Raw genomic sequence first — 26,272 nt, forward strand, 5'->3', positions numbered from 1 at the left:
ATGGCGAACTCTATAGCCGCCGCCAGACAGACGTCGAACTGCCGGCCACCGAATTCGTGCTGGCCACGCCCGAACAGCGTAAGGGAGTCGTGCAAGGCCTCGCCAACTACGCGCGCAAGCTCAAGGAGCAAGGCGTGACGATGGTGCTCGTGCCGCCGCCGTCCAAGCACTACTTCACCGGCGAGCGCCTGCCCTGGTTCGCGCCGCGCCTGCCGCAGCCATCGAGCTTCATGCAGTTCTACGGTGAACTGGTAAAGACACAAGAACTGAATATGATCGACGTGAACGCCATCCAGCGCGCCCACGAAAAGGAATTCCCGATCTACTTCCGCGAAGACTTCCACTGGACCGACGTGACCGCGATGACCGTGGCTGCCGCCGCCGTGGAACGGATCGCGCAACTCGAAGGCTCGCCGCTGCGCTGGAAGCACGAGCGCAAGTTCGAGTTCAAGCCCTTCATCGGCGTCGAGTCCCGCTTCGCCAGCCGCTTGCAGGAGCGCGAGGGCACGATCGAACCACAACTGGTGAAAACCTGGGAAGAGCGCGAACGCCACCAGAAGGATCCGGCCACCACCAGCCTGGAATTCGACATCGCGCCAAGCAACGACGCCAGCCTGCTGCCGTCCACCTGCCTGTACGGCAACAGCTTCAGCGACGGCATGCTGCGCGCCGGCCTGCCCGAACACTTCCAGCAATTCACCAAAATCAGCCGCAATGTCACGCTGCCCGCCCTGCCCGCGCTGGCGCAGGGCAACCATTGCAAATACCTGATCGTGCAGGTGCTGGACACCCAGACCGGCGTCTGGCTGCTGCGCTAAGGATTTTCAAGCATGGTCTTTTCGTCCCCCGCATTCCTGTTCCTGTTCTTCCCGGCCTTCTTCGCCATCTACTTCCTGATGCCGCGCGGCTGGCGTAACGCCTTCGTGCTGGCCGCCAGCACCGCCTTCTACGTGCTCGGCGCAGGCGTGATGACGGCCGTCGCCGCCTTCATGCTGGTCGCGAACTGGAGCCTTGGCTTCGTGCTGGCGAAGCTGCGCGAACGCGCGCCGGACCGCGCGAAGCTGCTGCTGATCATGGCCGTCATCGCCAACCTGCTGCCGCTGGTGTTCTACAAATACCTCGGCTTCCTGGCACAGATCGCCGGCGACCTGCTGCACCTGCAGCTGACAGACAAGGTGGCGCAACTGGGCCTGATCCTGCCGCTGGGGATCTCGTTCTACGTGTTCCACTTCCTGTCCTATCTGTTCGACGTCCACTCGGGCAGCATCCGCCCGGAACCGCGCCTGCACAAGTTCGCGATCTACATCTTCCTCTTCCCACACCTGATCGCTGGGCCCGTGGTGCGCTACGCCGAAGTGCGCGAGCAGCTCGCTCTGCGCCACCGCCGCCTGGTGCGCAGCGATATCTTCTGGGGCTGCGTGATCTTCGTTCTCGGCCTGGCCAAGAAAGTGCTGATCGCCGACCCGCTGGGCAGCGTGTCCGACCAGTTGCACCAGCCGGGCGTCACGCTGAGCACTTATGCCGCCTGGCTGGGCGCCATCTGCTACTCCTTCCAGATCTACTTCGACTTTTCCGGCTACACGGACATGGCGATCGGCATGGCGCGCATGATGGGCTTCCGCTTCCCGCGCAACTTCAACCGCCCTTACGCCGCAAGCACCATTACCGAATTCTGGCAGCGCTGGCACATGACGCTGTCGCGCTTCTTCCGCGACTACCTCTATATCCCGCTGGGCGGCAACCGCGCATCGAACCTCGCCACCTACCGCAACCTGGTGATCGTGTTCGTGCTGTGCGCCCTGTGGCATGGCGCCGCCTACACTTTCCTGATCTGGGGCATTGGTCACGGCCTGCTGCTGGTGGCCGAACGCGCGGGCTGGCTGTCCATGCAGCGCTGGCGCCTGGGCAGCCTGCCGCTGTTCCTGTGCGCCACCCTGCTGTGGGTGCCCTTCCGCGCCACGGACCTGACGCAAACTACTCACTTCTGGCGCGCCATGTTCGGCAACGCGCCCCTGTGGCAGGACGACAACCGCGCCCTGGCCGATCCCAAGGTGCTATTCCTGCTCCTGCTCGCCGGCGCCATCTGCCTGCTGGGCGACCGACTGTTTGGACGCCTGCGCGGCAAGGTGCTGCGCCGTCCCCTGTGGCTGGGCGGCATGACCGCAGGCCTGTATCTGCTGGCGTGCGTGTCGGTGGTTGAACATGGGTTCAATCCCTTCATTTACTTCCAGTTCTGACGACTCATCTTATAATCTTTGCACCATGAACGACCTGTCCATCCCCGTTAGCCCATCAGTAGCAGTGGTCCTGCCCTGCTACAAGGTGACCCGCCACATCCTGGATGTGATCGCGGCGATCGGCCCTGAAGTGACCCACATCTTCGCGGTGGACGACTGCTGCCCGGACGGTTCCGGCAAGCTGGTACAGGAAAAGTGCCGCGATCCGCGCGTGCGCGTGGTGTTCAATGAGCAGAACCAGGGTGTGGGCGGCGCCGTGATGAACGGCTACCGCGCCGCCATCGAAGCAGGTTGCGATGTGATCGTGAAGGTCGATGGCGACGGCCAGATGGACCCTTCGCTGATCCCCGACTTCATCGAACCAATCCTGTCCGGCGAAGCCGATTACACCAAGGGCAACCGCTTCTTCGACCTGGAGCAGATCGGCCAGATGCCGCCGATGCGCCTGTTCGGCAACGCCATGCTGTCGCTGCTGACGAAACTGTCGTCCGGCTACTGGAACCTGTTCGATCCGACCAACGGCTACACCGCCATCCACGCGGACGTGGCGCGCCACCTGCCCTTCAACAAGATCAGCAAGCGCTACTTCTTCGAGACGGACATGCTGTTCCGCCTGAATACCCTGCACGCCGTGGTGATCGATGTGCCGATGGACGCGAGCTACGGCGATGAAGTGAGCAACCTGAAGATCTCGAAGATCGTCACCGAGTTCGCCTTCAAGCACATGCGCAATTTCTTCAAGCGCGTGTTCTACAACTACTACCTGCGCAATATGTCGCTGGCGTCGATCGAGGCGCCGCTGGGCCTTCTGTTGCTGCTGTCCGGCGGCGGCTACGGGCTGTGGAACTGGATTCATCACGCCCGCCTGAATCAGGCCACGCCGGCCGGCACGGTCATGCTATCCGCGTTGCCGGTGCTGATGGGCGTACAGCTTCTGCTGGCCTTCCTGGCGCAGGACATCGCTTCCGTGCCGCGCCGCCCGATCCACAAGACCAAAAAGCGCCGCCAGGCTGCGGTGGTGCGCAATGGTTAAGCTGCTGATGCGCCAGCACCAGCTGCTGAAGTACCTGATTGGCGGCGGCCTGAGCGCCGTGATCGATGTCGGCCTGCTGCAAGGGCTGGTCTGGCTGGGCGCGCCGCTGGTGGTCGCCGTGTCGGCCGGCTTCCTCGGCGGCCTCGCTTTCAATTTCCTGTTCCACGCCCACCTGACCTTCCAGCGCGGCGCCGGCACCGCCGTCTTCGTGCGCTATCTGTGCGTGGTGGCTGCCAACTATGTGCTCACGCTGCTGTGCGTCAGCGCTTCCGTGTCCCTGAGCGGCTCTCCGCTGCCGGGCAAGCTGCTTGCCCTCGTGCTGGTGGCCGCCAACGGCTACCTGCTCGGCAAGCGCTGGATCTTCCGCTAAATCCATGAAAGACTATTTGTCGCGACTCCCCCGCCCCTCGTTCGGGCTGGCCGCACTGTCCGTGCTGGCCCTGGCCTTCCTCTACATGACGCTGCGGAACATGGGTATTTATCCCAGCATCTTCGGCGACGAGTGGACCTATAGCAGCGCCGCACGCCTTGAGCCATTCAGCGCGGCCATCATTCCGAACTACCTGTATTACAGCGCCTACGCCGTCACCGGCCAGTGCGGCACCGCATCGCTGGAATGCGCGCGCAGCCTGAATGCGCTGTTCTATATCGCTGCCGCTCCTTTCATCTATCTGATCGCGCGCCAGCTGGCATCGCGTCCGGTCGCCGCGATCGTGGCGCTGCTGGCCGTGGTGCGTCCGGCCAACAGCTATACCGCCTACTTCATGCCGGAGGCGATGTATTACGCCGGCTTCTGGCTGCTGACGTGGACCTGCTTCAACTACCTGCGCCGCCCATCTGCATTCGCCATGTTCGGCAGCGCGCTGGTGCTTGGGCTGCTGACGATGGTGAAGGTGCACGCGCTGTTCCTGCTGCCGCCGTGGGTGGTGTTCATGGTCTACGCCTCCTGGTCCGCCAGCCGCGCCGCCACCTTGGGCGCTTCGCCCGAGTTGGCGCCCGCCGCGTCGCGCTCCGCGCCTCACGCTTCCGGCCTGCTGCTGCGCAGTTTCGGCTGGCTAGCCGCCGCGTTGCTCGCCGCCGCTGTCGTGCGATTTGGCGTTGGCTACCTGTTCGCTGGTAAATCAGGCCTGCATTTACTCGGCGTAATGTACTCCGGCCAGTCGCAGGGCAAGCCCGCGCTGATGTCCGTGATCCCCGCCGCACTGCAGAACCTGGAAGGCCATATGCTGGGCATCGTCCTGATGCTCGGCCTGCCCTTCGCTGCGCTGTTGCTCGGCGTGAGCCCCGCCCTGCGCCGCACGCCGCAACAGCGCACGCTGGCGGCCATGGGCGTGTACACGGTGCTGATGTTCGGCGCCCTGCTCGCCATCACCACCCTGTTCACCGCCAGCGTGGCGGGCCACGGCGCCGAAAGCAACGCCCGCCTGCATATGCGCTACTACGACTTCGTGCTGCCCCTGCTGCTGCTGATCGCCGCCGGCCACACGACGCCCGGCCCCGAGGCATGGTCCTCACGCCCCGCGCAGGAGCCGAGCTTCGTTGCGCGCCTGCTGGCCGCTGCACCGGCTGTCGCAGTGGCTTTGTACGGCGCCACCTACCTGCTGCCCGCCTTCGTGCCAAGCTATATCGACAGCCCGGAACTGTTCGGCATGACGCGCGATCCGCAAATCCTCGATTTGCTGGCCACCGCCAGCCTGGCCTGCCTGCTGCTGTGGACCGTGTCCCGCCGCTGGGGCGCGCTGCTGTTCCTGTTCGTCTATGCGCCGCTGTTTGCCGCGCTGGCCGGTGCGCAACTGAATCAGCGCGTGCGCTGGGCGCAGCAGAGCGACCCTTATGTCCGCGCCGGCCTGTTCGCGCGCGAGTACCTGAGCCCCGACGAAATCAACAACCTGACCCTGGTCGGTCGCGACGCTGGCGATCTGTTCAAGACGCGCATGCTGATCGATAACCCGAAGGTCAAGCTGATCGTGCTGCCGCACGAAACGGCTATCGATCCGGATTCGCTGGGCGGTCCGCGCAGTTATGTGCTCACGATCGGCAACTACCGGGCGCCCGAAGGCTCGGACCCGCTCGTGCACCGCCGCGAATTCTCCCTGCTGCGCCTGCGCGCGGAGGAGGACCGCAATGTCGTGCGCTTTGATCGTCCAGAACACGAGTGGGGAACCACGTATGTGCAGGGTCTGTCCGGTCCCGAGCCCTGGGGACGCTGGTCGGACAAGCGCGAAGTCGTGATCGAGTTCGCGGCCCCGCTGCCGCCAGCCTTCACGCTGCGCATGGACGCAGCCGCCTTCGGCCCCAACGTCGGCAAGCCTTTCGTGATCCGCCTGGGCAAGCAGCAGCGCACCGTGGTGCTGCCTGAGAAGCATGGCGAGGTGGCGGTGGAGTTCGACGGCGATGCCGAACAGGTGATGACCATCGAAGTTCCGCAGCCGATTTCCCCGCGCGAAGTCGGCGCCGGCGACGATGGCCGCCAGCTGGGAATTGCTCTATACCGCATGCAGATCGAACCGCGGCCGTTTTCGCGCGCCGGGGGGCACCGTACGCACGGCGGATCAATGATCCGCCCTACAGCCCCTTTGGGGCCAGACCGCGCGCCGTAAGCATGGACGCACGGCGGAGCAATGCCCCATCCCACAGCGCCTCCGGGGCCAGATCCGCGCGCCGCGGGCACCGCACGCACGGCGGATCAATGATCCGCCCTACGCGGCGTTGGTGGTCCTTGGTTCGGGTGACGCCGCGGACGGCACCCACATGGCGGATCAATGCCCTCCACAGCCCCCTTGGGCGAGATCCGTCGACGCAGCGTAGGGCGGATCATTGATCCGCCGTCTATCCGCCGCCAGGGGCGTGTCCGTCAGTCGGCCTTATTGGCATACGCAGTCAACTCCCAGGCATCGCGATTAAAAATCTTGCCCGTCCAATCGGTATCCTGGTATTCCAGCTTGACGAAATTGTGCACGGCCGGCGAATACCAAAGTGTCTCGATCAGGTTTCCGCTACCGCCATTGGTTCCGACTTCCCGCCCCTGGTAAAACGCCGTCACCACAATCTTCATCGTCTCGAACTCGCCGGCCTGCACTCTGATCTTTTCCCAGCCAAGCGCCTTGCCTTTGATCTGATAACGCCAGCGCTTGCCCGCCGCGGCATTTTCGCCGGTCGCATCACTGCGCCATTCCTTGCCTGCCTCAAGCGGAAAAGCGTACCGCGTGAACGAAGGCGCGAAGTGCATTTTGCCGCGCTCGATGGGATTCATGTCCCGGCTGAAAAGCTGATGCAAGACCAGCGCCCCGCTGGCGGCGCGCTTGACGTCAACCTCGATGCCACGCTCGTTGATGGCCGTGACTTCCAGCCGATTCAGGTTTCCGGGCTGGTTTTTCCAGACGTCCGTGTACTGATAGGTCCAGCTGTCACCTACCGCCACAACCGGTGCAGCAATGGGCGCGTGCCCGTCCGCCGCCGCAGCGAGGCCGGAAACGAGCAGGCCCAGGACCATCACGGTCCTGTTCAGAAAATGCTTCATACGATAACCGCCGCAGTAACGGGCGAAACCAGCGTCCACCCAATCGCCTCGTAAAGCGCGCGCCCCTGCTCCGTGGCGACCAGCACGCCAACTCTTGCGTCCTCAGCGACTGCGAGGTTGCCAAGAGCCGACATAACGACCCGTCCCAGCCCCTTTCTCTGATGTGCGGGTTCCGTCACAATCTGGTCAAAAGTGGCGATGCCATCGGCGTGCGCCACTCGCCCCTCGCTGCCACGTTCCCCTCCAGGTCCCTGAGTTCCGCGTCGGCGACTTTGCCAGTTGTGGACAGAAACAGCCGGTAGCCGTCCGGTGTGACTGCTGCGGTTTCATTCACGGGCGCCGCCATCAGATATTCCGGCGCCTGGACCTGCCAACGCTCATGCAAGAGCGGGGCGACCTGTTCCGGGTGCGCGCACACTTTGAGCCACGTTCCCCGAGCCTGTAGGCTATCGGTCAGCTCGCGCAGGATTTCCGCGTCATAGTCGAACACCACATGACGTACCAGATGCTCGGGAAATCCCAGGTCAATCGTGCAACCGTAGGGTTGACAGACGGGGGATGCTTTGTTTCTGGTAAGGGCCCAACCCGCAGACCATGCTCTCACGACTGGAATAGTGCTCAATTTCGTCCTTTCCATCAATTGTTGTCCAGCACTCTACAGCAGTAAATTGCGCGGAAACACGCACTTTGTCACGGCGGCGTCTTGCATGTGAAAAGCCTTCGGGCGCACCGCGATAGCGATTGCCTGTATAGTTAAGCAATCAGAACGCCGCGACAACAAGTCCGGCGACATCGGCACCTGACCAAGGAGCAATCGATGGAAACAGAACTGAAACTGAAGGTTGCGCAGAGCGATCTGGTTCGGCTGCGCCAGCATCCACTGCTGAAGGACCTGGCAATCGCCATCCCCCAGGACAACCAGCAGTTCGATGTTTATTACGACACACCCAAGCTGGATCTCTGGAACAATGGCCTGACGCTGCGAGTACGAGCGGAAGGCGGCAAGTGGGTCCAGACCGTGAAATCGGCTGCGGAAGGATCGGCAGCCCTGCACGAACGCTGTGAATGGGAGTCGGAACTGAGCAGTTCCAAACCCGATCCCGCATCACTGGCGCGCCAGATCAAGCCTGAGCACTACGCGAAGCTACTGCGCTCACCCGAGGTTGTCGATGGGCTGGGTCCCATCTTCAATAACAAGACACGGCGCACAAGCTGGAACATCCAGATGCCCGACGGCCAGATGGTCGAATGCGCGCTGGACGCCGGTGAAATCCACGCCGGCAGCCGCAACACTGCAATCGGCGAGCTGGAATTCGAATTGAAACAAGGCGATCCGACGCAACTGTTCGAACTGGCCCTTGCGCTGCATGAAGAAATCCCGCTGGAGATTGCCAACGACAGCAAGGCCGCGCGCGGTTATGCGCTGCTTACCGGCGAACCGCCGCAACCGGTGAAGGCCAGCCCGGTCGAGCTGAGGAAAAAAATGCGGCTGGAAGATGCGTTCCAGTGCATGGGGCTTAACTGCCTGCAGCAATTGGAGGCGAACGTGCCCGGTGTGCTGAAACAGAATGTGGAAAGCCTGCACCAGATGCGCGTCGGCCTGCGGCGCCTGCGGGCGCTGCTCGACATGTTCGAGGAGCTCGCTCCCCTGCCCGCGCCGCTCAGCGACAATGTCGAATGGCTGGCCGGCGAGCTGGGTTCCACACGCGACTGGGACGTGCTGGCTGGTTCAACGATCCCCGAAATCAAAGGGCCGGACCTGACTGCGCTGCGCAGCGAAGCCGAGAATCGGGCGCATGTGTTGCACGTTCATATGCTGCAGACCTTGCACCAGCCACGCTACACGCAGACGATCCTGCAGCTGAACGGCTGGTTCCACGGCCGGCATTGGCGCGATACGGCCAAACTGCCGAAAGATTCGCAACTGGCGCGGCGTGCCGACGCCACCATGGGCCCCTTGTTGCGCAAGGCGCAGCGCCGCCTGCAGAAACGCATCGATGCCCTCGACGTGAGCGATGCGCCGGGGCGCCACCGGGTGCGCATCGCTGCCAAGAAGGCGCGCTACGCCGCTGAGTTCTTCCGCGACCTGCTGCCGGCAAAGCCGGTGCGGCGCTATATCCGGTCGCTTTCGGGGCTGCAGGATAAGCTCGGGCACTTGAATGATCTGGCAGTTGCGGAACGGCTGCTGGCGGAGTTGGAGGATGGCGGGACGTCACACGATGCTGTTTATGCACGAGGGTATGTGACGGCGGAGTCGGAGGTGGAGAGCAGGCATTTGAGGTCGTCGTTGAATGCGATGGAGCATTTGAAGATGACCAGTTAGGGCCGCGGGCGGCGCATGCACGGCGGATCAATGATCCGCCCTACGCTGCGCTGGGAATTTTGAATTTCGGAGGCGCCGCGGACGGCGCATGCACGGCGGATCAATGATCCGCCCTACGCGGCGTCGACGGTTCTGGCCCCGCAGGGGCTGTAGGGCGGATCATTGATCCGCCGTGTGAATGCCGCCTGCGGCTTTATTGCGGCCGGCGCAATGTGCAAAGCTGGTACGGCGCCTTGTCCGTGCCAATCGCCGCGCGATACTGGCGGCATGTGGACACGTCGGCTTGCAGGCCATAACGCCCCAGGGTCTCCTGCCCGCGCGCCAGCGCGTCGGGGACCGGGTTGCAGCAGCACATACCAGCCAGCCTTGCGCTCCTCCAGCATCGCCTGCACGCGATTGCGGTAGCCATCCGACTCCGGGAATCCGGCGCCAAGCGAAACCACGGCCATCGAATCCGGGAAGAAGGACGCCAGCCAGCCGGACGGCGGCTGCACCATCACCAGCATGCTGCGCTCCGGCGCGGCGAGCGTTGGCACTTCCACGTCGAAGGCCTTTGTGGTCCAGCGTCCATGACCCCAGTTGCCGTGGCCCGCCTTGAACAGGAGCACGCCAGCCAGCGCGGTGAAGGCCAGCACGCGGCCGACGAGCCGCGCGTTCCATCCCTGCAGCAGCAGGAAGAACATCAGCGGCCCAATCAGCTCCAGCGGCACCAGGTAGCGGTAGATGCTGAACAGTTTCAGCCACAGCAGATAAGACAGCACGCCGAACGCCAGCACCAGCCGCGCCCCCGGCGCGAGAAGCAGCGTTTGCGGCATGGGGCGCCGGCGTGCCAGCGCCAGCAGCGCGGCCACAGCCGCCGCGATCACGGCCACGTACAGCAAAGGCCACAGAAGGTGGCGTAGCGGAATCTCGCAGACGCGCTTCGGATCGAGGGTGAACAGGAAGGGCCAGAGCCAACTTTCGAGAGCGGACTTTGGCAACCAGCCAGTGTCACCGATGCCGATCGGCGCGGCCATCGGACTCTGGAAGCGGTCGTTAAATTGCGGGAAGAGCGGGTTGGCGAAGACGGTCCACATGCGCCAGTACCAGTGTCCCGCGCTCACAGCGATGCCGGCCAGGACGCCGATGCCGAACAGCCAGCCGGCGCGCACGAAGGCAAGCAGCCCGCGTCCCAGTGCGAACAGGGCGAGGCAAAGGGCCAGCGCGTAGGTAGCGTTGGTCAACTTCAGGCCTGTGCCGATGCCCATTACCAGGCCGGCCAGCAGAAGTGGGCCGGCAGCTGCGGCTTTTTCACGCAAGGCGCCGCCGGGCAGCAGCGTGGCGCGCACGATCAGCAGCAGGCTGACCAGCACGCACAGGGCGGTCATATTGTCGCCCATCGTGTTGCCGACTTCCGACAGGAAGGCAGGACCAAGCGAGCCGGCGGCCGCGAGCAAGAGCGCAACGCGATACCGCGGCCGCGCGCCCACCGCGTGGGACGGTGCGGCGCCCAGCTCGCGTCCGAAGGCATGGGCCGCGTCGGGCGTGGAGCTGGCCGCTGCGGTGCGCCGCGACGGCATATGCGACGCAGATGCCCCCAGGCCAGCCAGCGCCGGCGCGGCCGTGGCGGATGCGCTCGCAGTGGCGCGCAGCGGGGGCAGCCACTACGGGCGCGGTGACGGCACCCGGCAGCGATGCGCGTGCGGGCGCGAGGCTGGCAACGGCGCGGCGCGGCAGCAGGTGCAGCGCGATATAGGCGATCAAGACGAAATTGAGGCCGTGCAGCGCGCCCATGATGGCGCCCACCAGGCGCGCGGGCAGCGTGGTAGCCAGCCCGTAGTAGAGCAAATCCAGCGTGGGATTGAAGTAGCTTTGCCACACGCCGGGCGCGAGATCGAAGCCGATCTTGCCGTGCAAGAGGGCGAAGGGGTTATAGAGGTGGTAGTTCTGCAGGTCCCAGTTGCTGTCCTGCCCGTAGGACAAGGACAGCAGGGCAAAGAACAGCGGGCCGGCAAACAGGGCAATGCGCCAGCCGCGCGCCGTATCGAGTGCGGCCCAGAAGCGCGCCCGGCGCGAGGCCGACGGTTTAGTCATGGCCCGGTGCGGGCAGGGACAGGTAAGCGAAACGTTTCTGCTCGATGCGGCCGCGCGTGACCGTGTCGAGGATCAGGCCACAGGACAGCAGCACCGCGCCGAACAGGGTCAGGCCGGTGCACAGCACGGCGGTCGGCATGCGCGGCACCAGGCCGGTTTCCAGCCAGGTGCTCACCAGCGGCACGGCCAGGCCGAGCGCGGCCAGTCCGCACAGCACAGCGCCGATCGAGAAGAAGTGCAGCGGCTTCTCGTTCTTGAACAGCTTCAGGATCATCCACATGATGCGCATGCCGTCGCGGTAGGTATTCAGCTTGCTGAACGAACCTTCGGGACGCGACTTGTACACGGTCGCCACCTCGGCCACCGGCATGCGCAGCTCCAGCGCGTGCACCGTCAGCTCGGTTTCGGTCTCGAAGCCCGCCGAGTGCGCGGCGAAGGACTTCGCATAGCGGCGCGAGAACACGCGGTAGCCGGACAGCATATCGGTAAAGGTATCGCCAAACACCATGGCCACGCAGCCCGTGAGCATGCGGTTGCCGAAACGGTGGCCGAAGCGGTAAGCCTCCTGCTCCTCGGTCACGCGCGTGCCGACGACCATGTCCAGCCCCTCGCGCACCAGCTTTTCAGCCAGCTGCGGCGCCACGCTGGCGTCGTAGGTATTGTCGCCGTCGACCATGATGTAGATATCGGCATCCACGTCCGCGAACATGCGGCGGATCACATTGCCCTTGCCCTGCAGCGGCACGCGGCGCACGATGGCGCCGGCCTGCTGCGCCACCTCCACGGTGCGGTCGGAGGAATTGTTGTCGAAGATGTAGACCGGCGCCTGCGGCAGGCAGGCATTAAAGTCGCGGACGATGTCCGCTACGGTCAGTTCCTCGTTGTAGCAGGGAACGATGATGGCGATGCGCTTGTTGGCTAGGATGGTCACGGCGGAATTCACTTGCAAAGGTCAGGGCAGCGGTATGCTGCCGGGCGGGCAAATATTTTACCAATTAACAATTATCGTAATTGTCACCCATTGTCTCCCTTTGTCACAAGAAAAAAATGCCCGCTGGCAGCGGGCATTTCTTCTGATCAGGATTTTGGCAATCCGCCCAACAGGGCCGCCACCTTCGGCTTCGGCTTGCTGACCGGCGCCGGGGCGGCCTGGACCGCTGCGTTCGCGCTACGCGAAGGCTCATATGGCTTCAGGAACCACGGATCGACCTTGTCGCGGCGCGGCAGCGGCGGTCCGTCGCCACGGCCGGAACCGGACGGAGCGCGGCGCTCGCGGTCGCCGCCACGGGCGTTGCGCGCATCGGACTCGGTGCGGTTGCGGCGGCGGTCGCCGTGGCGCTCGTCGCCATGGAAAGTCGCCGGCGCGAAGCCATCCAGCTGGCCGCGGGTGATGTTCTGCTTGATCAACTTCTCGATATCGATCAGCAGGCGCTCGTCCTTATCCGAATAGATCGAGATCGCGTCGCCGGATGCGCCGGCGCGGCCGGTACGGCCAATGCGGTGCACATAGTCTTCCGCGTTGTACGGCAGGTCGTAGTTGACCACGCAGGGCAGATCCGAAATATCGAGGCCGCGGGCGGCCACGTCGGTCGCCACGAGGACATCGATATCGCCCTTCTTGAACGCGTCCAGAGCGGCCATGCGCTCCTGCTGGGTCTTGTCGCCGTGGATGGCAGTGGCCTTCATGCCTTCCTGCTCCAGGCCGCGCGCCAGGCGGGAGGCGCCGATCTTGGTGTTGGAGAACACGATCACCTGCTTCAGCTCGCGCTGGCGCAGGATGTGGGCGACAGCGTCGCGCTTGTGTTCTTCGGCGACCTTGTAGACGACCTGGGTCACCTTGTCGGCGGTGGCATTGCTGCGCGCCACTTCGATGGTGACCGGCTTGTTCAGGAAGCTGCCGGCCAGTTTCTTGATCTCGGGCGAGAAGGTGGCCGAGAACATCAGGTTCTGGCGTACCTTCGGCAGCATATTGATGATGCGCTGCAGGTCCGGCAGGAAGCCCATGTCCAGCATGCGGTCGGCTTCGTCCATGACCAGCATTTGCACCTGGCCCAGGGAAATATTCTTTTGCTCGACGTGGTCCAGCAGGCGGCCCGGCGTGGCAATCACGATTTCCACGCCGCGGCGCAGGATTTCCGTTTGCGGCTTCATGTCCATGCCGCCGAACACGACGGTGGAACGCAGCGGGGTGTGCTTGGAATAGGCGGCCACGTTTTCGGCCACCTGCACCGCCAGCTCGCGGGTCGGCGTCAGTACCAGGGCGCGCACCGGATGGCGCGCCGGACTCATGCTCGAGCTCGCCTGCGGCAGCAGGTTCTGGATAATGGGCAGCGAGAAGCTGGCAGTCTTGCCGGTACCGGTCTGGGCGGCGCCCATTACGTCGCGTCCCTGCAACACAATCGGGATGGCCTGGGCCTGGATCGGAGTGGGATGGGTATAGCCCTGCTCGGTCAGCGCGCGCAGAATGTCCTGCGACAGGCCGAAGTCGCTGAAGCGGACTTCGCTTGGGGCGGCAGCTGGGGTAGCGGGGATGATCTCAGTGTCAGACATAAAATCTTTTTCAAAATGCAGAGCGGCCAGAATTCCGGCCAACCATGGATGATACCTGTTTCAGCACCACTGCGCACGGAAACAGCGAGTTTTGGAGAGAAACTATTGCAGAAATGGAATGTATAATGTAACGATATGTATTGTTCCCGCCAGCCTATCCGCTCCCTGATCCGCCTGTTTACGCTGCTCATTTTGATGGCAGTGGCCGGCGCTTGCCTGGCCGCGCCGCCCTCCCTGCGCTTCAAAAAGCTGGGGCCGCTGGGCGGCGATGAACCGTCCATGCTGTCCTTATTGCAAGACCGGCAGGGCTTCGTGTGGATCGGCACGCATACCAACGGTCTGTACCGCTACGATGGCTACCGCGCCATTCGCTACAAAGCGAACAAGCCCGGCTCGCTGCCGCATGACCGCGTTTCGGCACTCTTTGAGGACCGCCAGGGCAATATCTGGGCCGGCACCCAGGATGGCCTGGCCCGCTTCAATCCGGTGGGCGGCGATTTCACCGCGTTCGCACCAACGGGCGGCCCGAACAATGCCCGCGTCATCAAGAACATCATCAGCGACGGCCGCGACGGCATGTGGTTGGCCACCTGGGGCGGCCTGCAGCACTTCGATCCCGCCACAGGCCACTTCACCATCTACGCCCACGACCCGGCCAAGCCGGGCAGCCTGGCCAGCAATGACCTGAACGCACTGGCGCGCGACGACGAGGGCGGCGTCTGGACCGGTACCTGGCCGGGCGGCATCGATTACCTGGCGCCGGGCGCCAAGGAATTCGTCCACTACCGCACGGGGCCGGAAAACGACCCGCGGGCCCGCAGCAATATCGTGCGCGCGCTGGCCTTCGACCGCCAGGGCCGGCTGTGGATCGGCACCGAGGCGGGCGTCATGCGCTGGGATCGCCGCCAGCCGTGGCCGGCGCGCGACATCATCCCTTCGCCCAACAGCCGCGTAACCAGTTTCTTCATCGACCAGTCCGGCACACTGTGGGCCACTACTCTGACTGCCGGCCTGCTGCGCTGGGATGAATCGTCCGGCCGTTTCGACCAGTTCCTGCACCAGGCGGACGATCCCTACTCCCTGCCCGGCGACAACCTGCGCGCCATGATGCAGGACCGCGGCGGCATGCTATGGCTGGCGTCCTTCACGGAGGGCATCGCACTCGTCAACCTGAACAGCAGCGGCTTCGAGCGCACCGTGCCCTACCGCATCGACGGCAAGATCGCGCCTGCCAGCAACGCCCTGCTCAGCCTGTCCACTTCGCCGGACGGCAAGCTCTGGCTGGGCGGCAATTCCGGGCTGGGGCTGTACGATCCGGCCAGCGGCAAAGTGCTGCGCCGCTACATGGGCGACGGCAAGTCCGGCTCGCTAAGCCACAGCATCATCTACAGCCTCTACCAGGGCGCCAGCGGGCCGCTGTGGGTGGGGACGTCGAGCGGACTGAACCGGCTGGACCGGCCCGACGGCGAGTTCAGCGTCACCCACTTCGGCAACACGGCCAGCGACTTCATCAACGCCATCGCGCCCGGCAAGGGCGGCGTGCTGTGGCTGGGCACGGGCAACAGCCTGATCCGCTACGACATCGCGGCGGACAAGTACCAGACCTACCTGAACGATCCGAAGAATCCGGAAAGCCGCGGCGTGAACGGCACCACCACCGTGTTGGAAGACCGCAAGGGCCGCGTGTGGATGGGCTCGGAATGGAATGGCGGCGGGCTGGACCTGCTCGATCCGTCCACCGGCAAGTTCCGCCACCTGCGCGCCAAGCCGGAGGGGCTGCCGGACGACAACGTCACCAGCCTGCATGAAGACGCCACCGGCCGCATCTGGGTGGGCACCGCGCGCGGCCTGGCCCAGCTGGTGGAAGGTCCGGACGGCAAGTACAGCTTCCGCTCGCTGGCCGCGGCCACCAACAACCTGAAAACGCTGGCCATCCAGAGCGACCAGGAAGGCCGGCTGTGGGTGAGCACGATTGCCGGCCTGTTCCGCATCGATCCGGCCGAGAGCTCGGCCCAGCTGTTCACGCCGTCCGACGGGCTGACGGATGGCTTCGCCGCCAACTCCTCCGCGCGGGCGGACGGCCTGCTCTACTTCGGCGGCGTGCACGGCATGACGGCGGTCGATCCCAAGGCGGTGAAGCGGGTGTCGGTGGCGCCGCAGATCGCCATCACGGACATCAAGCTGTTCAACCACTCGATCAATGAAGGCCAGTTGCCGGAAGGCGTGCAGCTGGCCGGTGCGCCGACTGCGCCCACGTCGCTGACGCTGTCGGCGCAGGTGCCCACGTTCTCGCTGGAATTCTCGGCCCTGCACTACACCGAGCCCATGCACAACCGCTACGCCTACCAGCTGGAAGGCTTCGACCGCGAATGGGTGGAGGCCGACGCCGAGCACCGCGTGGCGACCTATACCAACCTGAATCCCGGCCATTACGTGTTCCGCGTGAAAGCGTCCAACCACCGGGGCACCTGGAATGACGAGGCCGCCTCCTTGCGCATCACGATCACGCCGCCGTTCTGGCAAACCTGGTGGTTCCGCCTGGCGGCCACGGCGGGCGTGCTGGGCGGTCTGTGGGGCCTCTACCACTGGCGCATCCGCCGCCTGACGCGTCAGCAGGCCGAGCTGGAAAAGCTGGTGGCCGCGCGCACGGCGGAACTGGAAGAGTCGAACCGCAAACTGGCTGCGCTGAGCACCACCGACGGGCTGACCGGAGTTTCGAACCGCCGCGGCTTCGACCTGGCGCTGGACGAAGAATGGCGGCGCGCCGCGCGCACCGGTCAGTCGATTGCGCTGTCGATGCTGGACGTGGATTACTTCAAGAAATACAACGACCGCTACGGGCATATCGCCGGCGACGCCACCCTGCGCACCGTGGCGCAACTGATCACCTCGCACGGCCGGCGCAGCACCGACCTCGTCGCGCGCTACGGCGGCGAAGAATTCGCGCTGCTGTCCGCCGCCACCGACGTTTCCGACGCCTTCGGCGTGGCCCAGGCCATCTGTTCCGAGCTCGAGCGCCTGGCGCTGCCGCATGCCGACTCGCCGTTTGGCCACGTCACCATCAGCATCGGCGTGGCCGTGCTGGTGCCCACCGATGCCAGCAGCCCACAAAAACTGATCGAACTCGCCGACCAGGCCCTCTACCGCGCCAAACAGCGCGGCCGCAACCAGGCCCTCCTCGCCGTCCCCGAGCAATAATATAACCATGGGGTCAGATCCGACATTCAGACACGAGCACAGCCGTAGCAAGGGCGAGGGCGGGGCGCGTCCCTCTGTGGGGTCAGATCCGACATTCGGACACGAACTCAGCCGCAACACCGCCTACGGCAAAGCTCGTGTCCGAATGTCGGATCTGACCCCGGACCTGGCCGTCCCTCTGGCGCATTTCACCTCTGCCCCAGACAAGCGCCGAGCTCGTGTCCGAATGTCGGATCTGACCCCAGGGTTGGACCCGAAGCCGGTGGCGCCAACGCCGCCGGGGCCGGATGATTGCTGCCACAGCGGCTGCACCTGGTGCGTGCTGGATCTTTACCAGGAGGAGCTGGAAAAATACCGGGAGGCGCTGAAGCAGTGGGAGGCGCGCCAGAAAACCCGGCAACGCTAAGTTCGTCAGCGAACGGACGCCCACCCGCCCGCCGCCTAGCATCGGCGAATGGATCAGCAAACCACACTGCCCAAAGCCGCACCGGACGACGCCGGCAAAGCCACCGATAAAGAGGAATCGTGGCTGTCCAAACTCGGCCCTGGCCTGATCACGGGCGCTGCCGACGATGACCCGAGCGGCATCGCCACCTACTCCCAGGCCGGCGCCCAGTTCGGCTTCGGCCTGCTGTGGATGGCCTTCCTGACCTATCCGCTCATGGTCGGCATCCAGGAAGTCAGCGCACGCATCGGACGTATCAGCGGCCGCGGCCTGGCCAGCAATATCCGCCGCCACTATCCGCCCTGGCTGCTGTACACGATGGTCGGCCTGCTCCTCATCGCCAACACCATCAACATCGCCGCCGACATGGCCGCCATGGGCGACGCCCTGCGCCTGATCGCGGGCGGCAAGCCGCAGCTGTATGCGCTCGGCTTCGGCGTGCTGTCCATGCTGCTGCAGGTGTTCATTCCCTACACGCGCTACGTGAGCATCCTGAAGTGGCTCACCCTGGCCTTGCTGGCCTACTTCGCCACGGCGATGGCGGTCAAGGTGCCGTGGCTGCAGGTCGTGAAGAGCACTTTCGTGCCGCACATGCAGTGGAAGACGGAGTACCTGACCACCATGGTCGCCCTGTTCGGCACCACCATCAGTCCCTATCTGTTCTTCTGGCAGGCGGCGCAGGAAGTGGAGGAACTGAACGCGGACCCTGAGGCCCAGCCCCTGAAAAAGGCGCCGGAGCAGGTCCGCCCCCAGCTGCGCCGCATCAAGGTGGACACCGCCATCGGCATGGGCTTCTCCAACCTCGTGGCCTGGGCCATCATGCTGACCACGGCCGTGACCCTGAACGCCCATGGCATTCTGGACATCCAGTCGTCCGCCCAGGCGGCATCGGCCCTGCGGCCCATCGCCGGCGACCTCGCCTTTTTCCTCTTCAGCATGGGCATCATCGGCACCGGCCTGCTGGCCATTCCCGTGCTGGCCGGCTCCGCCGCCTACGCAATGGCAGGCGCCTTCAACTGGCGCAGCAGCCTGGAACTGGAACCGTCGGCCGCGCGCAAGTTCTACGGCATCATTGTTGCCGCCACGCTGGGCGGCGCGCTGATTGGCTTCCTGCCGCTGGACCCGATCAAGGCCCTGTACTGGAGCGCGGTGGTGAATGGTGTGATTGCCGTCCCCATCATGGTGGTCATGATGCTGCTGACTACCCACAAGGGCGTGATGGGCGGCGTGAAAATGACAAGGCGCGTGCGCCTGCTCGGGTGGGCCTGCACCGCCGTGATGGCGACAGCGGCCATCGCGATGTTCGCCACGATGGCCGTGACTGGGGTAAGCTAGCGCTTCAACACGCAACCCTGGCCGAACCCACCATGCATAAACGCCGCACGCTTTTAGCTCTTGCAGGACTGACGGCCGCAGTCCTGTCCCTGCCTGCCCTCGCCGATTCGCCCGACCTGGCGCCGCGCGAATTCCCGCCCAACGCCAAGCGCGGCAAGATGACGCCGGGCTATCACCCGGAGATTTACATCGATGGGAAATTGCGGCACATGGCGCCGTCCAGCCGCATCTTCAATCAGGACAACCTGATCGAGATGTCCGCCACCTTGCGTGGCAAGGACATCGTCGTCAATTACACCGAAGACCGCGACGGCAATATCGACCGCGTATGGATGCTGACGCGCGAGGAAGCGCGCCAGAAGCTCAATTAAAGGTAGTAGATCGCCGCGGCCACGCCCACGATCAGGCCAACCTTGGTGATCTTGTACACGGTCTTGTTCCAGGCCTTGAAGGCGCGGCGGTATTTACCGGCGTAGAAGGAAACGCGGAACAGCTTGGACACCAGGCCCACCTGGTCGCCCGATTCGTTCGGCGACGCAGCCGCCGTCATCATGGTCTTGCCGAGGAAGCGGTTGATCGCCTGCGCCCAGCGGAAGCGCATCGGGCGCTCCACGTCGCAGAACAGAATAATGCGGTCGCTCTCGCTGCCGTTGATCGCCCAGTGGATATAGGTTTCATCGAACATCACGCCCTGGCCGTCGCGCCAGCTGTGACGGATGCCGTCCACGTCGATGAAGCAGCGGTCGTCGTTCGGCGTGGCCAGGCCCAGGTGATAGCGCAGCGAGCCGGCGAACGGGTCGCGGTGCGGATTCAGCTTGCCGCCCGGCGGCAGCTCGGCAAACATCGCGGCCTTCACGGTCGGAATGGACTTCAGCAGCGCATAGGTCTGCGGGCACAGTTGTTCGGCGGACGGGTGACTCGCGTCGTACCACTTCAGGTAGAAGCGCTTCCAGCCATTCTTGAAGAAGGAATTGAAGCCGGCGTCGTCGTTCTTTTCGGCGGCCTTGATCTTTTGCAGGCGCAGCAGGTTCTCTGCTTCGGCACGGATAACTTGCCAGTTTTTCTGCAGGGGCTCCAGTTCCTTGAAGTCTTCCACCTTCAGGTAGGGCGTGGACGGCACGCGCGAGAACCAGTGCATGAAGATGTTAATGGGCGCCATGAACGACGAGTGGTCGAACAGCTGGCGTCCGATCGGCAGGCGCACCTTGCCGCGGAAGTGAATGTGCAAAACGGACAAGATATAAAAACCGATAACAGCCCATTTCATCGCGCTACACCTCAATCAGATCCAAACCGATCATTTTAACGCAGTCTGTACTGCTGAGCTGCTTCGCGACAATTAGTGACTTTTTCATAATGAGTTTATGCTATTGTCGTCGGCGGATTAACGGATGGAGTGGGCATGGTTTGTCTGGTTTGCAGCGCCGAAGCCCGGCGCGGTTTGTCTGAATGGCACAGTTGCTGCAGCAGCTGTGGATATGAAGCCGCGGCACTCACCGTGGCCATCAACGATTCGCAGGCGCATGCCACCATCGATGAGGCGCAGCGCGAGGCGTCGCTGAAAGCCCTGCGCATGGAGAATTTCTCCACCATCGTCGGCTGGGCGCGTGAACAGGCGCCCGCCGCGCGCACCCTGCTCGACGTGGGCAGCGCCCATGGCTGGTTCCTGGAAGCGGCCGCGCCTTATTTCAAGGTGGCGGGCGTGGAGCCGGACGCGGAAGTGGGCGGCAAGTCCATCGCGCGCGGCCTGCCCGTGCGCCTCGGCTTCTTCCCGGATGCGCTGGCGGCGGACGAGCGTTTCGACGTGATCGTCTTCAACGATGTGATCGAGCATATTCCGCCAATCCGCGCGGCGCTGCAGGCTTGCCATGAGCGCCTGAATCCGGGTGGCATCCTGATCCTGAATCTGCCGAATTCGCGCGGCCTGTTCTACCGGCTGTCCAAGGTGTTCGCAGCGCTCGGCCTGCGCGGCCCCTTTGAACGCATGTGGCAGAAGGACATGCCTTCGCCCCACGTCCACTACTTCAACCCGGCCAACCTGACGAAACTGGTGGAGGGCATGGGCTTCGATCTACGCTTCTCCAGCGAACTGGAGGCCATCAAGGCGGACGGCCTGTATGAGCGCATCGCCTACGCCGGCGGCAGCGCGCTGAAGAATCGCCTGCAGTACCTGGCCATCCTGTGCGCGCTGCCGGTGCTGAAGCTTTTCCCCAGCGATATCATCGTCTGCATCTACCGCAAGCGCTGATCAGGCTTGCCACAGTGCCCGGGCTTCCTGTGCGATCAGGTCCGGGCGCTCTTCGGGCCAGAACAGTTTGGCGCCCTCCAGCCGGCGCACGCCTCTGAAGTTGCCGAATGCCCTGGACAGGTGATCGGCGCCGTGGGGCAGGAAGATGTCGTCCGCCATGCCCCACAGGACGCGCACCGGCGCCTGGCTGGCCTTCAGCGCGGGTCCGATGCCGGACAGGGAGTTGGCTTCCAGCGCGACGGCGTAGTCGTGCATGCGTTGCTTGCGTTGGGGCGTGCTGACCAGGGGGCGCAGGTAGGCTTCTATCGTTGCGTCGCTCAGTTGCGCGGGACGCTCGAAGCACATGCCGCCAATGCCGCTGGCGGATCTTGCCAGGTTCTTGTCGGCCAGCCAGGGCTCGAACCATTGGTCGGCGAAGGTGCCTGATCTGGACATGTCGATCACCGGCTGCAACGCGGGCGGTGGACAGTCGATTTCCGTGTCGCAGTTGGTCAGCAGCAGGGAACGGACGCGCCGCGGATAGCGCGCAAGGAAGATTTGCGCGACGGCGCCGCCACTGTCGTTGGCGACCAGGTCCACTTTCCGGATCTGCAGCTTGTCCAGCAGTTCGGCCAGCATGTCGGCCTGCGCTTGCGGCGCCAGGCTTTGTCCCGGCGCGACACGCGTGTGGCCCAGGCCGAGGAAGTCGGGCGCTATGCAGCGGCGATATTGCGCGAGCCGCTCCACCGCGCCGCGCCATTGGTAGCTGTTCAGCGGGAAACCGTGCAGGAACAGCGCGGCCATCGGACCGCGTCCGCGCTCCACCACTGCGATCTCCCCCGCGCTCGTCGCCACAAACCGCCGCCCCGCCGCCCAAGCCCGCACCTCCGCGTCCGCCGCGCGCGCCGCACCGCCGGCTGCGGCCCCGGCGGCGATGGCCGCAACACTGCCCGCCGCAATCCTGATAAACGTCCTTCTTTGCATGTCAGACTCCTGGTCAAGAAAAGTTGACGCCATCATCCCGCCCGCCGCGCAAAGCGGCAATTACGCTCCAGGTCATGCATCCATAACCTCCCAGGTCATGGATTCCGCGCACAAAGCAGGCTAATATCCCTTGCATGAACGCCAACCTCCGCCCACCGTCCGCGGCAACGCCAGCCGTCCAAGTCGCCCATGTAGGCCTGCTGCTGCGCGAATGGCGCAGCGCGCGCCGTCTGAGCCAGCTCGATCTGGCGCTGGACGCGGGCATCTCGACTCGCCACCTGAGCTACATCGAAACCGGAAAATCGAAACCGAGTCCGGAAATGCTGGCGCGCCTGGCGGACACGCTGGAAATGTCGCTCCGTGAGCGCAACGCGCTGCTGGTCGCCGCCGGCTACGCGCCGCGTTATCCGGAATCGCAACTGGCCACGCCGGCAATGGCTCAGGTGCGGCACGCGATTGAGTTGATGCTGAAGCAGCAGGAGCCCTACCCGGCCTTCCTGATGAACCGCCACTGGGACATCCTGATGGCCAACGAAGCCGCCGTGCGCATGAATCGCTTCCTGCTTGGTGGACGCGACAGCCCGCACCGCAATATGCTGCGCCACGTATTCGATCCGAACGACCTGCGCGGCGCGCTGGCCAACTGGGAGGAGGTGGCGAACGACCTGCTGGCACACCTGCACAACCTCGTGGCCTCCTCGCCCGGCGACACGGTCGCGCGCGAGCTGCTGGAGGAAGTGCTGTCCTATCCCGGCGTGCCGGTGCGCTGGCGCCAACGCGACCTGTCCACCGCGCCTACACCGCTGCTGACAACTGTCTTCCATCGCGATGGACAGGAGATACGCTTCTTCTCCACCATCACCACCTTCGGCACGCCGCGCGATGTGACGCTGGATGAACTGCACGTAGAATCGTGCTACCCGATGGACGAGGCTACCGCAGAGTTTTGTGGCCGCTTGCGCTCTTTAAAACCCACGGCGTAACCCTGGTGTCTGCCACATCGTGGCAGACACCAGCTTCACGCCTTGGGTTTTAATTAGCATTAGCGGCACTCTGATAATGAAAAATCCAACTGATATGCGCTACGACCTGATCATCATCGGCAGCGGCCCGGGCGGCGCCAGCGTGGCGCGCGAAGCGGCGCGCCGGGAATGCGCGTGCTGGTTCTGGAGCGCGGCAGCGCGGCGCCGGTGACAGGCACGCTGGGCCAGATGGCGTCCATGGCCGCAGTACCCGGCAAGGGCGCCTTCTTCCACCGCGATGCCTCGCTGCTGGTGCGCGGACTCACGGCCGGCGGCAGCTCGACACTGAATTTCGCCACAGCCGCCGCGCCGCCCCTGCAGCGCTTCGCCGCCCTCGGCATCGACCTCGCGCCCGCACTGGCCGAATGCCGCACCGAACTGCCCATGTCCCCGCTGCCGGATGAATTGATTGGCCCCCTGGCCAAGCGCATCATGCAGGCCGCGCAGTCGGCCGGCCTGCCCTGGCAAAAGCTGGACAAGATGATCCGCCCGCAGATCTGCCGCACCGGCTGCTGGCGTTGCGTGTATGGCTGCCCCTATGGCGCCAAGTGGACGGCGCGCGACCTGCTGGACGAAGCGGTCCGCCACAGCGCGCAACTGGTGGACGAAGCGCGCGCCACGCGCGTGCTGGTGGAAAATGGCCGCGCCGTGGGCGTCGAATACGAACGCGGCGGCGCCTTGCACGAAGCCCGCGCCGGCATCGTGGTGCTGGCGGGCGGCGGCATTGGCAGCCCGCGCCTGTTGCATAGCTCCGGCCTCGGTCCGCGCGATGTGCCCTTCTTTAGCGATCCCGTGGTGGCCGTGATGGGCAGCGTGGACGATGTGGACGGCGGGGCCGAAGTGCCGATGGCGGCCGGCATGGCGCTGCCGGAACAGGGCTTGTCCTTCTCCGACCTTACGCTGCCCAGGCCCATGTATCAGGCTTTTGCGCTGCAGGTCGGCCGCGTCGACCGGCTGTTCGCACACCGCCGCACGCTGAGCATCATGGTCAAGATCCGCGATGAGGCTGGCGGAGGCACTGGCCCGCGCTGGGCCGACAAGACGCTGCAGGACTCCGACCGACGCAAGTTCGCCGAGGGCGTTGCACTGGCGCGCCGCGTGCTGTCCGCAGCCGGCGCAAAACATGTGTTCAAGAGCTGGCATTTCGCCGCTCATCCCGGCGGCACCATTCCCATCGGCGCGGGCGCGGACAGCAATCTGCAAACGTCTACGCCGGGACTCTATGTGTGCGACGCCTCCGTGCTGCCCGCGCCGTGGGGCTTGCCGCCCACGCTCACCCTGCTCTGCCTCGGCAAGCGCCTGGGCCAGGCCTTAGCGTGAAGTCGGCAGCCGGAGGATATAGATGGTAACGCCGCAGGCAATCGCCAGCAGCATCAGTTGCAGCGCCAGGTGGCCGACGCGCCACATCGCGTAAATCATCGAAGGCCACATCATCGCCATCGCCAGCACCTTGCCGCGCAATGGAATGCCCCGCCCATCCTCGAAGTCGCGCAGGTAGCGTCCGAACGTGCCGTGCGTGCGCAGCCAGTTGTGCATGCGCTTCGAGCCGCGCGCGAAACAGGCCGACGCCAGCAGCAGGAAAGGTGTGGTGGGCAGCAGCGGCAGAAAGATGCCGATGATGCCCAGCGCGAGCGAGATGAAGCCGGCGATGACCCAGGCGGCGCGCATAGCAGGCCTTATTTCTGCCGGCAGTTCTCGAAGCCGAAATTGCCGCCCTTGAATTCAGGCTCGAAGTAGTACTTCTTGAACGACCACTTGCCGGCCTTCTTGGTGAAGGCGGCAATGCCGGTGCCGTAATCTTTGCTCGCGGCATCAGTGCTGGCGAAATGGATCGCCATATTCGTGCCGTAAGCAGCCGCGTGGCCCGGATAGTCGCCGTAGCCGGGTATTTCCATCTTGAAGTGATAGGCGCCGTATTTGCCGTTGCTCTGGACCTTATCCAGCTTCAGCGTGACGATGGACTCGTAATTGCCCTCAGCGTTGTCGTCCGCCTTGCATTCATAAGTGCCGCTGTAATCGGTGCCGGTAAATGGCGCAGCGGCCCAGGCGCTGCCCGACGCCAGCGCCAGCAGGAGAACAAATGTTTTCATGGGATCTCAGCCAAAGTGCCAGAAAATTCAACAAAAAACCCAACGCAAACCAAGTGTCTGCCACGATGTGGCAGACACTAGCATTTGCCGTTGGGTTTCAATCAGAACAGCCGATCCAGCCACTTATGCTGGTCCGGCGCGCGGCCCTGCTGGATGTCAACCAATGCGCCGCGCAGGCGCTGGGTAACGGCGCCGGCGCCGCCATCGCCGATGGTGAAGTCGCGGTTGCGGCCGCGCACGCGGCCGATCGGCGCCACCACGGCGGCCGTGCCGCAGGCGAAGGACTCAACCAGCTTGCCGCTCTTGGCGTCCGCTTCCCACTGGTCGATCGAATACGGTTCCTCGCGCACGGTCATGCCCAGGTCGCGCGCCAGCGTGATCAGCGAGTCGCGCGTGATGCCCGGCAGGATGGTGCCGCCCAGCGGAGGCGTTTGCAGCGAACCGTCGCTGAAGACGAAGAAGATGTTCATGCCGCCCAGTTCTTCGATCCACTTGCGCTCCACCGCGTCCAGGAACACAGCCTGGTCGCAGCCGTGCTGCTGCGCTTCGGCCAGTGCCGGCAGGCTGGCGGCGTAGTTGCCGCCGCACTTGGCGTCGCCCGTGCCGCCCGGCGCTGCGCGGGTGTACAGGTCGGACACCCACAGGCTCACGCTTGCCGCGCCGGCCTTGAAGTAGCCGCCCACCGGCGAAGCCACCACGCAGTACAGGTATTCCGCGGACGGCTTCACGCCCAGCACCGCCTCATTGGCGATCATGAAGGGACGCAGGTACAGCGAGCCCTTGTCGGCCTCCGGAATCCAGTCGCGGTCGATCTTCACCAGCTCGCGCACGGAATCGATGAACAGTTCTTCCGGCAGGTCGGCCATGGCCAGGCGCTTGGCGGAGTTGCGGAAGCGGCGCGCGTTCGCGTCCGGGCGGAACAGGGTGGCGCCGCCGTCCGGCAGACGGTAGGCCTTCATGCCTTCGAAGATTTCCTGGGCGTAGTGCAGGACCAGGGTTGCCGGGTCCAGGCTGAATGGAGTGCGCGCTTCAATCTTGGCGTCATGCCAACCCTTGCCCTCGGTATAGCGGATGGTCGCCATGTGATCCGAAAAAATACGGCCAAAACCCGGATTCTCCAGGAAGGTCGCGCGCTGCTCGGCGCTGACAGGATTGGGGTGCGGCTGGTGCGCCAGTTGGGATTTTTGTTCGCTGCTCATTGTTCTGCTGCTCCTGTGGGTGTTGCGGGATATCCC

26 protein-coding genes are annotated in these 26,272 nt (G+C 64.5%); 14 read left to right on the plus strand and 12 right to left on the minus strand.

Features of this window, described 5'->3' with window-relative positions; genetic code table 11:
• The first annotated feature begins 89 nt into the window (after nt 1–89).
• From ACHMW6_RS29315 to ACHMW6_RS29335, 5 genes are read left to right on the plus strand one after another with little or no spacing between them, the layout of a single operon-like run.
• Entirely contained in the window at nt 90–818 is a 729-nt protein-coding gene (locus tag ACHMW6_RS29315; RefSeq protein WP_395402288.1) for a hypothetical protein, read from the plus strand.
• A gap of 12 nt (nt 819–830) precedes the next feature.
• Nucleotides 831–2,237, plus strand: coding sequence for an MBOAT family O-acyltransferase (locus ACHMW6_RS29320; protein ID WP_395402290.1), 1,407 nt, complete (start codon nt 831–833; stop codon nt 2,235–2,237).
• Nucleotides 2,238–2,262: 25 nt separating this feature from the next.
• Nucleotides 2,263–3,270: a glycosyltransferase family 2 protein gene (locus tag ACHMW6_RS29325; RefSeq protein WP_395402292.1), complete on the plus strand. Its 1,008-nt coding sequence runs from the start codon at nt 2,263–2,265 to the stop codon at nt 3,268–3,270.
• On the plus strand, nt 3,263–3,640 hold the full coding sequence (locus ACHMW6_RS29330) for a GtrA family protein (protein WP_395402294.1): 378 nt from the start codon (nt 3,263–3,265) through the stop codon (nt 3,638–3,640). The genes ACHMW6_RS29325 and ACHMW6_RS29330 overlap by 8 nt, the downstream gene beginning before the upstream one ends.
• Before the next feature lie 16 nt (nt 3,641–3,656).
• Nucleotides 3,657–5,870 carry a DUF7024 domain-containing protein gene (locus ACHMW6_RS29335; protein ID WP_395402296.1) on the plus strand — a complete coding sequence of 738 codons (2,214 nt, stop codon included), beginning with the start codon at nt 3,657–3,659 and terminating at the stop codon, nt 5,868–5,870.
• A 254-nt stretch (nt 5,871–6,124) separates the two neighbouring features.
• Here ACHMW6_RS29335 and ACHMW6_RS29340 read toward each other — a convergent pair whose 3' ends face one another.
• The 3 genes from ACHMW6_RS29340 to ACHMW6_RS29350 are packed head-to-tail and all read right to left on the minus strand — an operon-like array spanning nt 6,125 to nt 7,283.
• The gene (locus ACHMW6_RS29340; RefSeq protein ID WP_395402298.1) at nt 6,125–6,790 is read right to left on the minus strand and encodes a hypothetical protein; all 666 of its coding nucleotides are present in this window, start codon (nt 6,788–6,790) and stop codon (nt 6,125–6,127) included.
• Complete coding sequence (locus tag ACHMW6_RS29345) at nt 6,787–6,924, minus strand: hypothetical protein (RefSeq protein ID WP_395402300.1); 138 nt, start codon at nt 6,922–6,924, stop codon at nt 6,787–6,789. Before ACHMW6_RS29345 ends, ACHMW6_RS29340 begins: the two co-directional genes overlap by 4 nt.
• Before the next feature lie 41 nt (nt 6,925–6,965).
• Nucleotides 6,966–7,283: a hypothetical protein gene (locus tag ACHMW6_RS29350; RefSeq protein WP_395402302.1), complete on the minus strand. Its 318-nt coding sequence runs from the start codon at nt 7,281–7,283 to the stop codon at nt 6,966–6,968.
• Between the two features lie 324 nt (nt 7,284–7,607).
• Between ACHMW6_RS29350 and ACHMW6_RS29355 the strand changes: the two genes are divergently transcribed.
• Nucleotides 7,608–9,113: a CHAD domain-containing protein gene (locus ACHMW6_RS29355; RefSeq protein ID WP_395402304.1), complete on the plus strand. Its 1,506-nt coding sequence runs from the start codon at nt 7,608–7,610 to the stop codon at nt 9,111–9,113.
• Between the two features lie 113 nt (nt 9,114–9,226).
• Here the strand turns inward: ACHMW6_RS29355 and ACHMW6_RS29360 are convergent, their stop codons facing one another.
• From ACHMW6_RS29360 to ACHMW6_RS29375, 4 genes are all read right to left on the minus strand, one after another.
• On the minus strand, nt 9,227–10,492 hold the full coding sequence (locus ACHMW6_RS29360) for a hypothetical protein (protein ID WP_395402306.1): 1,266 nt from the start codon (nt 10,490–10,492) through the stop codon (nt 9,227–9,229).
• Nucleotides 10,404–11,186: a hypothetical protein gene (locus ACHMW6_RS29365; protein WP_395402308.1), complete on the minus strand. Its 783-nt coding sequence runs from the start codon at nt 11,184–11,186 to the stop codon at nt 10,404–10,406. Before ACHMW6_RS29365 ends, ACHMW6_RS29360 begins: the two co-directional genes overlap by 89 nt.
• The gene (locus ACHMW6_RS29370) at nt 11,179–12,117 is read right to left on the minus strand and encodes a glycosyltransferase family 2 protein (protein ID WP_395402310.1); all 939 of its coding nucleotides are present in this window, start codon (nt 12,115–12,117) and stop codon (nt 11,179–11,181) included. The genes ACHMW6_RS29365 and ACHMW6_RS29370 overlap by 8 nt, the downstream gene beginning before the upstream one ends.
• A 146-nt stretch (nt 12,118–12,263) precedes the next feature.
• Nucleotides 12,264–13,736: a DEAD/DEAH box helicase gene (locus ACHMW6_RS29375; RefSeq protein ID WP_395402312.1), complete on the minus strand. Its 1,473-nt coding sequence runs from the start codon at nt 13,734–13,736 to the stop codon at nt 12,264–12,266.
• Between the two features lie 135 nt (nt 13,737–13,871).
• On the opposite strand from ACHMW6_RS29375, the gene ACHMW6_RS29380 reads away from it, so the two are divergent.
• The 4 genes from ACHMW6_RS29380 to ACHMW6_RS29395 all read left to right on the plus strand — a co-directional run bounded on the left by ACHMW6_RS29380 (nt 13,872) and on the right by ACHMW6_RS29395 (nt 19,085).
• A complete protein-coding gene (locus ACHMW6_RS29380; protein ID WP_395402314.1) occupies nt 13,872–16,934 on the plus strand; it encodes a diguanylate cyclase in 3,063 nt (1,020 codons plus the stop codon).
• A 226-nt stretch (nt 16,935–17,160) separates the two neighbouring features.
• Entirely contained in the window at nt 17,161–17,340 is a 180-nt protein-coding gene (locus tag ACHMW6_RS29385) for an oxidoreductase-like domain-containing protein (protein WP_395402316.1), read from the plus strand.
• A gap of 48 nt (nt 17,341–17,388) precedes the next feature.
• Nucleotides 17,389–18,714, plus strand: a complete 1,326-nt coding sequence (locus ACHMW6_RS29390; RefSeq protein ID WP_395402318.1) for an NRAMP family divalent metal transporter — start codon at nt 17,389–17,391, stop codon at nt 18,712–18,714.
• Nucleotides 18,715–18,746: 32 nt separating this feature from the next.
• On the plus strand, nt 18,747–19,085 hold the full coding sequence (locus ACHMW6_RS29395; RefSeq protein ID WP_395402320.1) for a hypothetical protein: 339 nt from the start codon (nt 18,747–18,749) through the stop codon (nt 19,083–19,085).
• Here ACHMW6_RS29395 and lpxO read toward each other — a convergent pair.
• Nucleotides 19,082–19,981, minus strand: coding sequence for a lipid A hydroxylase LpxO (gene lpxO / locus ACHMW6_RS29400; protein WP_395402322.1), 900 nt, complete (start codon nt 19,979–19,981; stop codon nt 19,082–19,084). The genes ACHMW6_RS29395 and lpxO overlap by 4 nt on opposite strands.
• A gap of 231 nt (nt 19,982–20,212) precedes the next feature.
• Here lpxO and ACHMW6_RS29405 point away from each other — a divergent pair, with 231 nt between their 5' ends.
• Nucleotides 20,213–20,962 (plus strand): class I SAM-dependent methyltransferase, encoded by a 750-nt coding sequence (locus ACHMW6_RS29405; protein WP_395402324.1) that lies wholly within the window; start codon nt 20,213–20,215, stop codon nt 20,960–20,962.
• Here ACHMW6_RS29405 and ACHMW6_RS29410 read toward each other — a convergent pair whose 3' ends face one another.
• Entirely contained in the window at nt 20,963–21,925 is a 963-nt protein-coding gene (locus ACHMW6_RS29410) for an alpha/beta fold hydrolase (protein ID WP_395402326.1), read from the minus strand.
• Between the two features lie 134 nt (nt 21,926–22,059).
• Between ACHMW6_RS29410 and ACHMW6_RS29415 the strand changes: the two genes are divergently transcribed.
• The 3 genes from ACHMW6_RS29415 (at nt 22,060) to ACHMW6_RS29425 (ending at nt 24,267) form a co-directional block, all read left to right on the plus strand.
• Nucleotides 22,060–22,908, plus strand: a complete 849-nt coding sequence (locus ACHMW6_RS29415) for a helix-turn-helix domain-containing protein (RefSeq protein WP_395402328.1) — start codon at nt 22,060–22,062, stop codon at nt 22,906–22,908.
• A gap of 76 nt (nt 22,909–22,984) precedes the next feature.
• Nucleotides 22,985–23,119: a hypothetical protein gene (locus tag ACHMW6_RS29420; RefSeq protein WP_395402329.1), complete on the plus strand. Its 135-nt coding sequence runs from the start codon at nt 22,985–22,987 to the stop codon at nt 23,117–23,119.
• Nucleotides 23,077–24,267 (plus strand): GMC family oxidoreductase N-terminal domain-containing protein, encoded by a 1,191-nt coding sequence (locus tag ACHMW6_RS29425; RefSeq protein ID WP_395402331.1) that lies wholly within the window; start codon nt 23,077–23,079, stop codon nt 24,265–24,267. Before ACHMW6_RS29420 ends, ACHMW6_RS29425 begins: the two co-directional genes overlap by 43 nt.
• On the opposite strand, the gene ACHMW6_RS29430 is transcribed toward ACHMW6_RS29425, so the two are convergent.
• From ACHMW6_RS29430 to ACHMW6_RS29440, 3 genes are all read right to left on the minus strand, one after another.
• Complete coding sequence (locus tag ACHMW6_RS29430; RefSeq protein ID WP_395402333.1) at nt 24,259–24,615, minus strand: YbaN family protein; 357 nt, start codon at nt 24,613–24,615, stop codon at nt 24,259–24,261. The genes ACHMW6_RS29425 and ACHMW6_RS29430 overlap by 9 nt on opposite strands.
• Nucleotides 24,616–24,623: 8 nt before the next feature.
• Entirely contained in the window at nt 24,624–25,037 is a 414-nt protein-coding gene (locus ACHMW6_RS29435) for a hypothetical protein (RefSeq protein WP_395402335.1), read from the minus strand.
• Between the two features lie 101 nt (nt 25,038–25,138).
• A complete protein-coding gene (locus tag ACHMW6_RS29440; protein ID WP_395402337.1) occupies nt 25,139–26,236 on the minus strand; it encodes a branched-chain amino acid aminotransferase in 1,098 nt (365 codons plus the stop codon).
• Between the last annotated feature and the right edge of the window lie 36 nt (nt 26,237–26,272).

This window comes from Pseudoduganella sp. UC29_106, from assembly GCF_044055365.1.
In the GTDB taxonomy this organism is placed as follows: Bacteria; Pseudomonadota; Gammaproteobacteria; order Burkholderiales; family Burkholderiaceae_D; genus Rugamonas.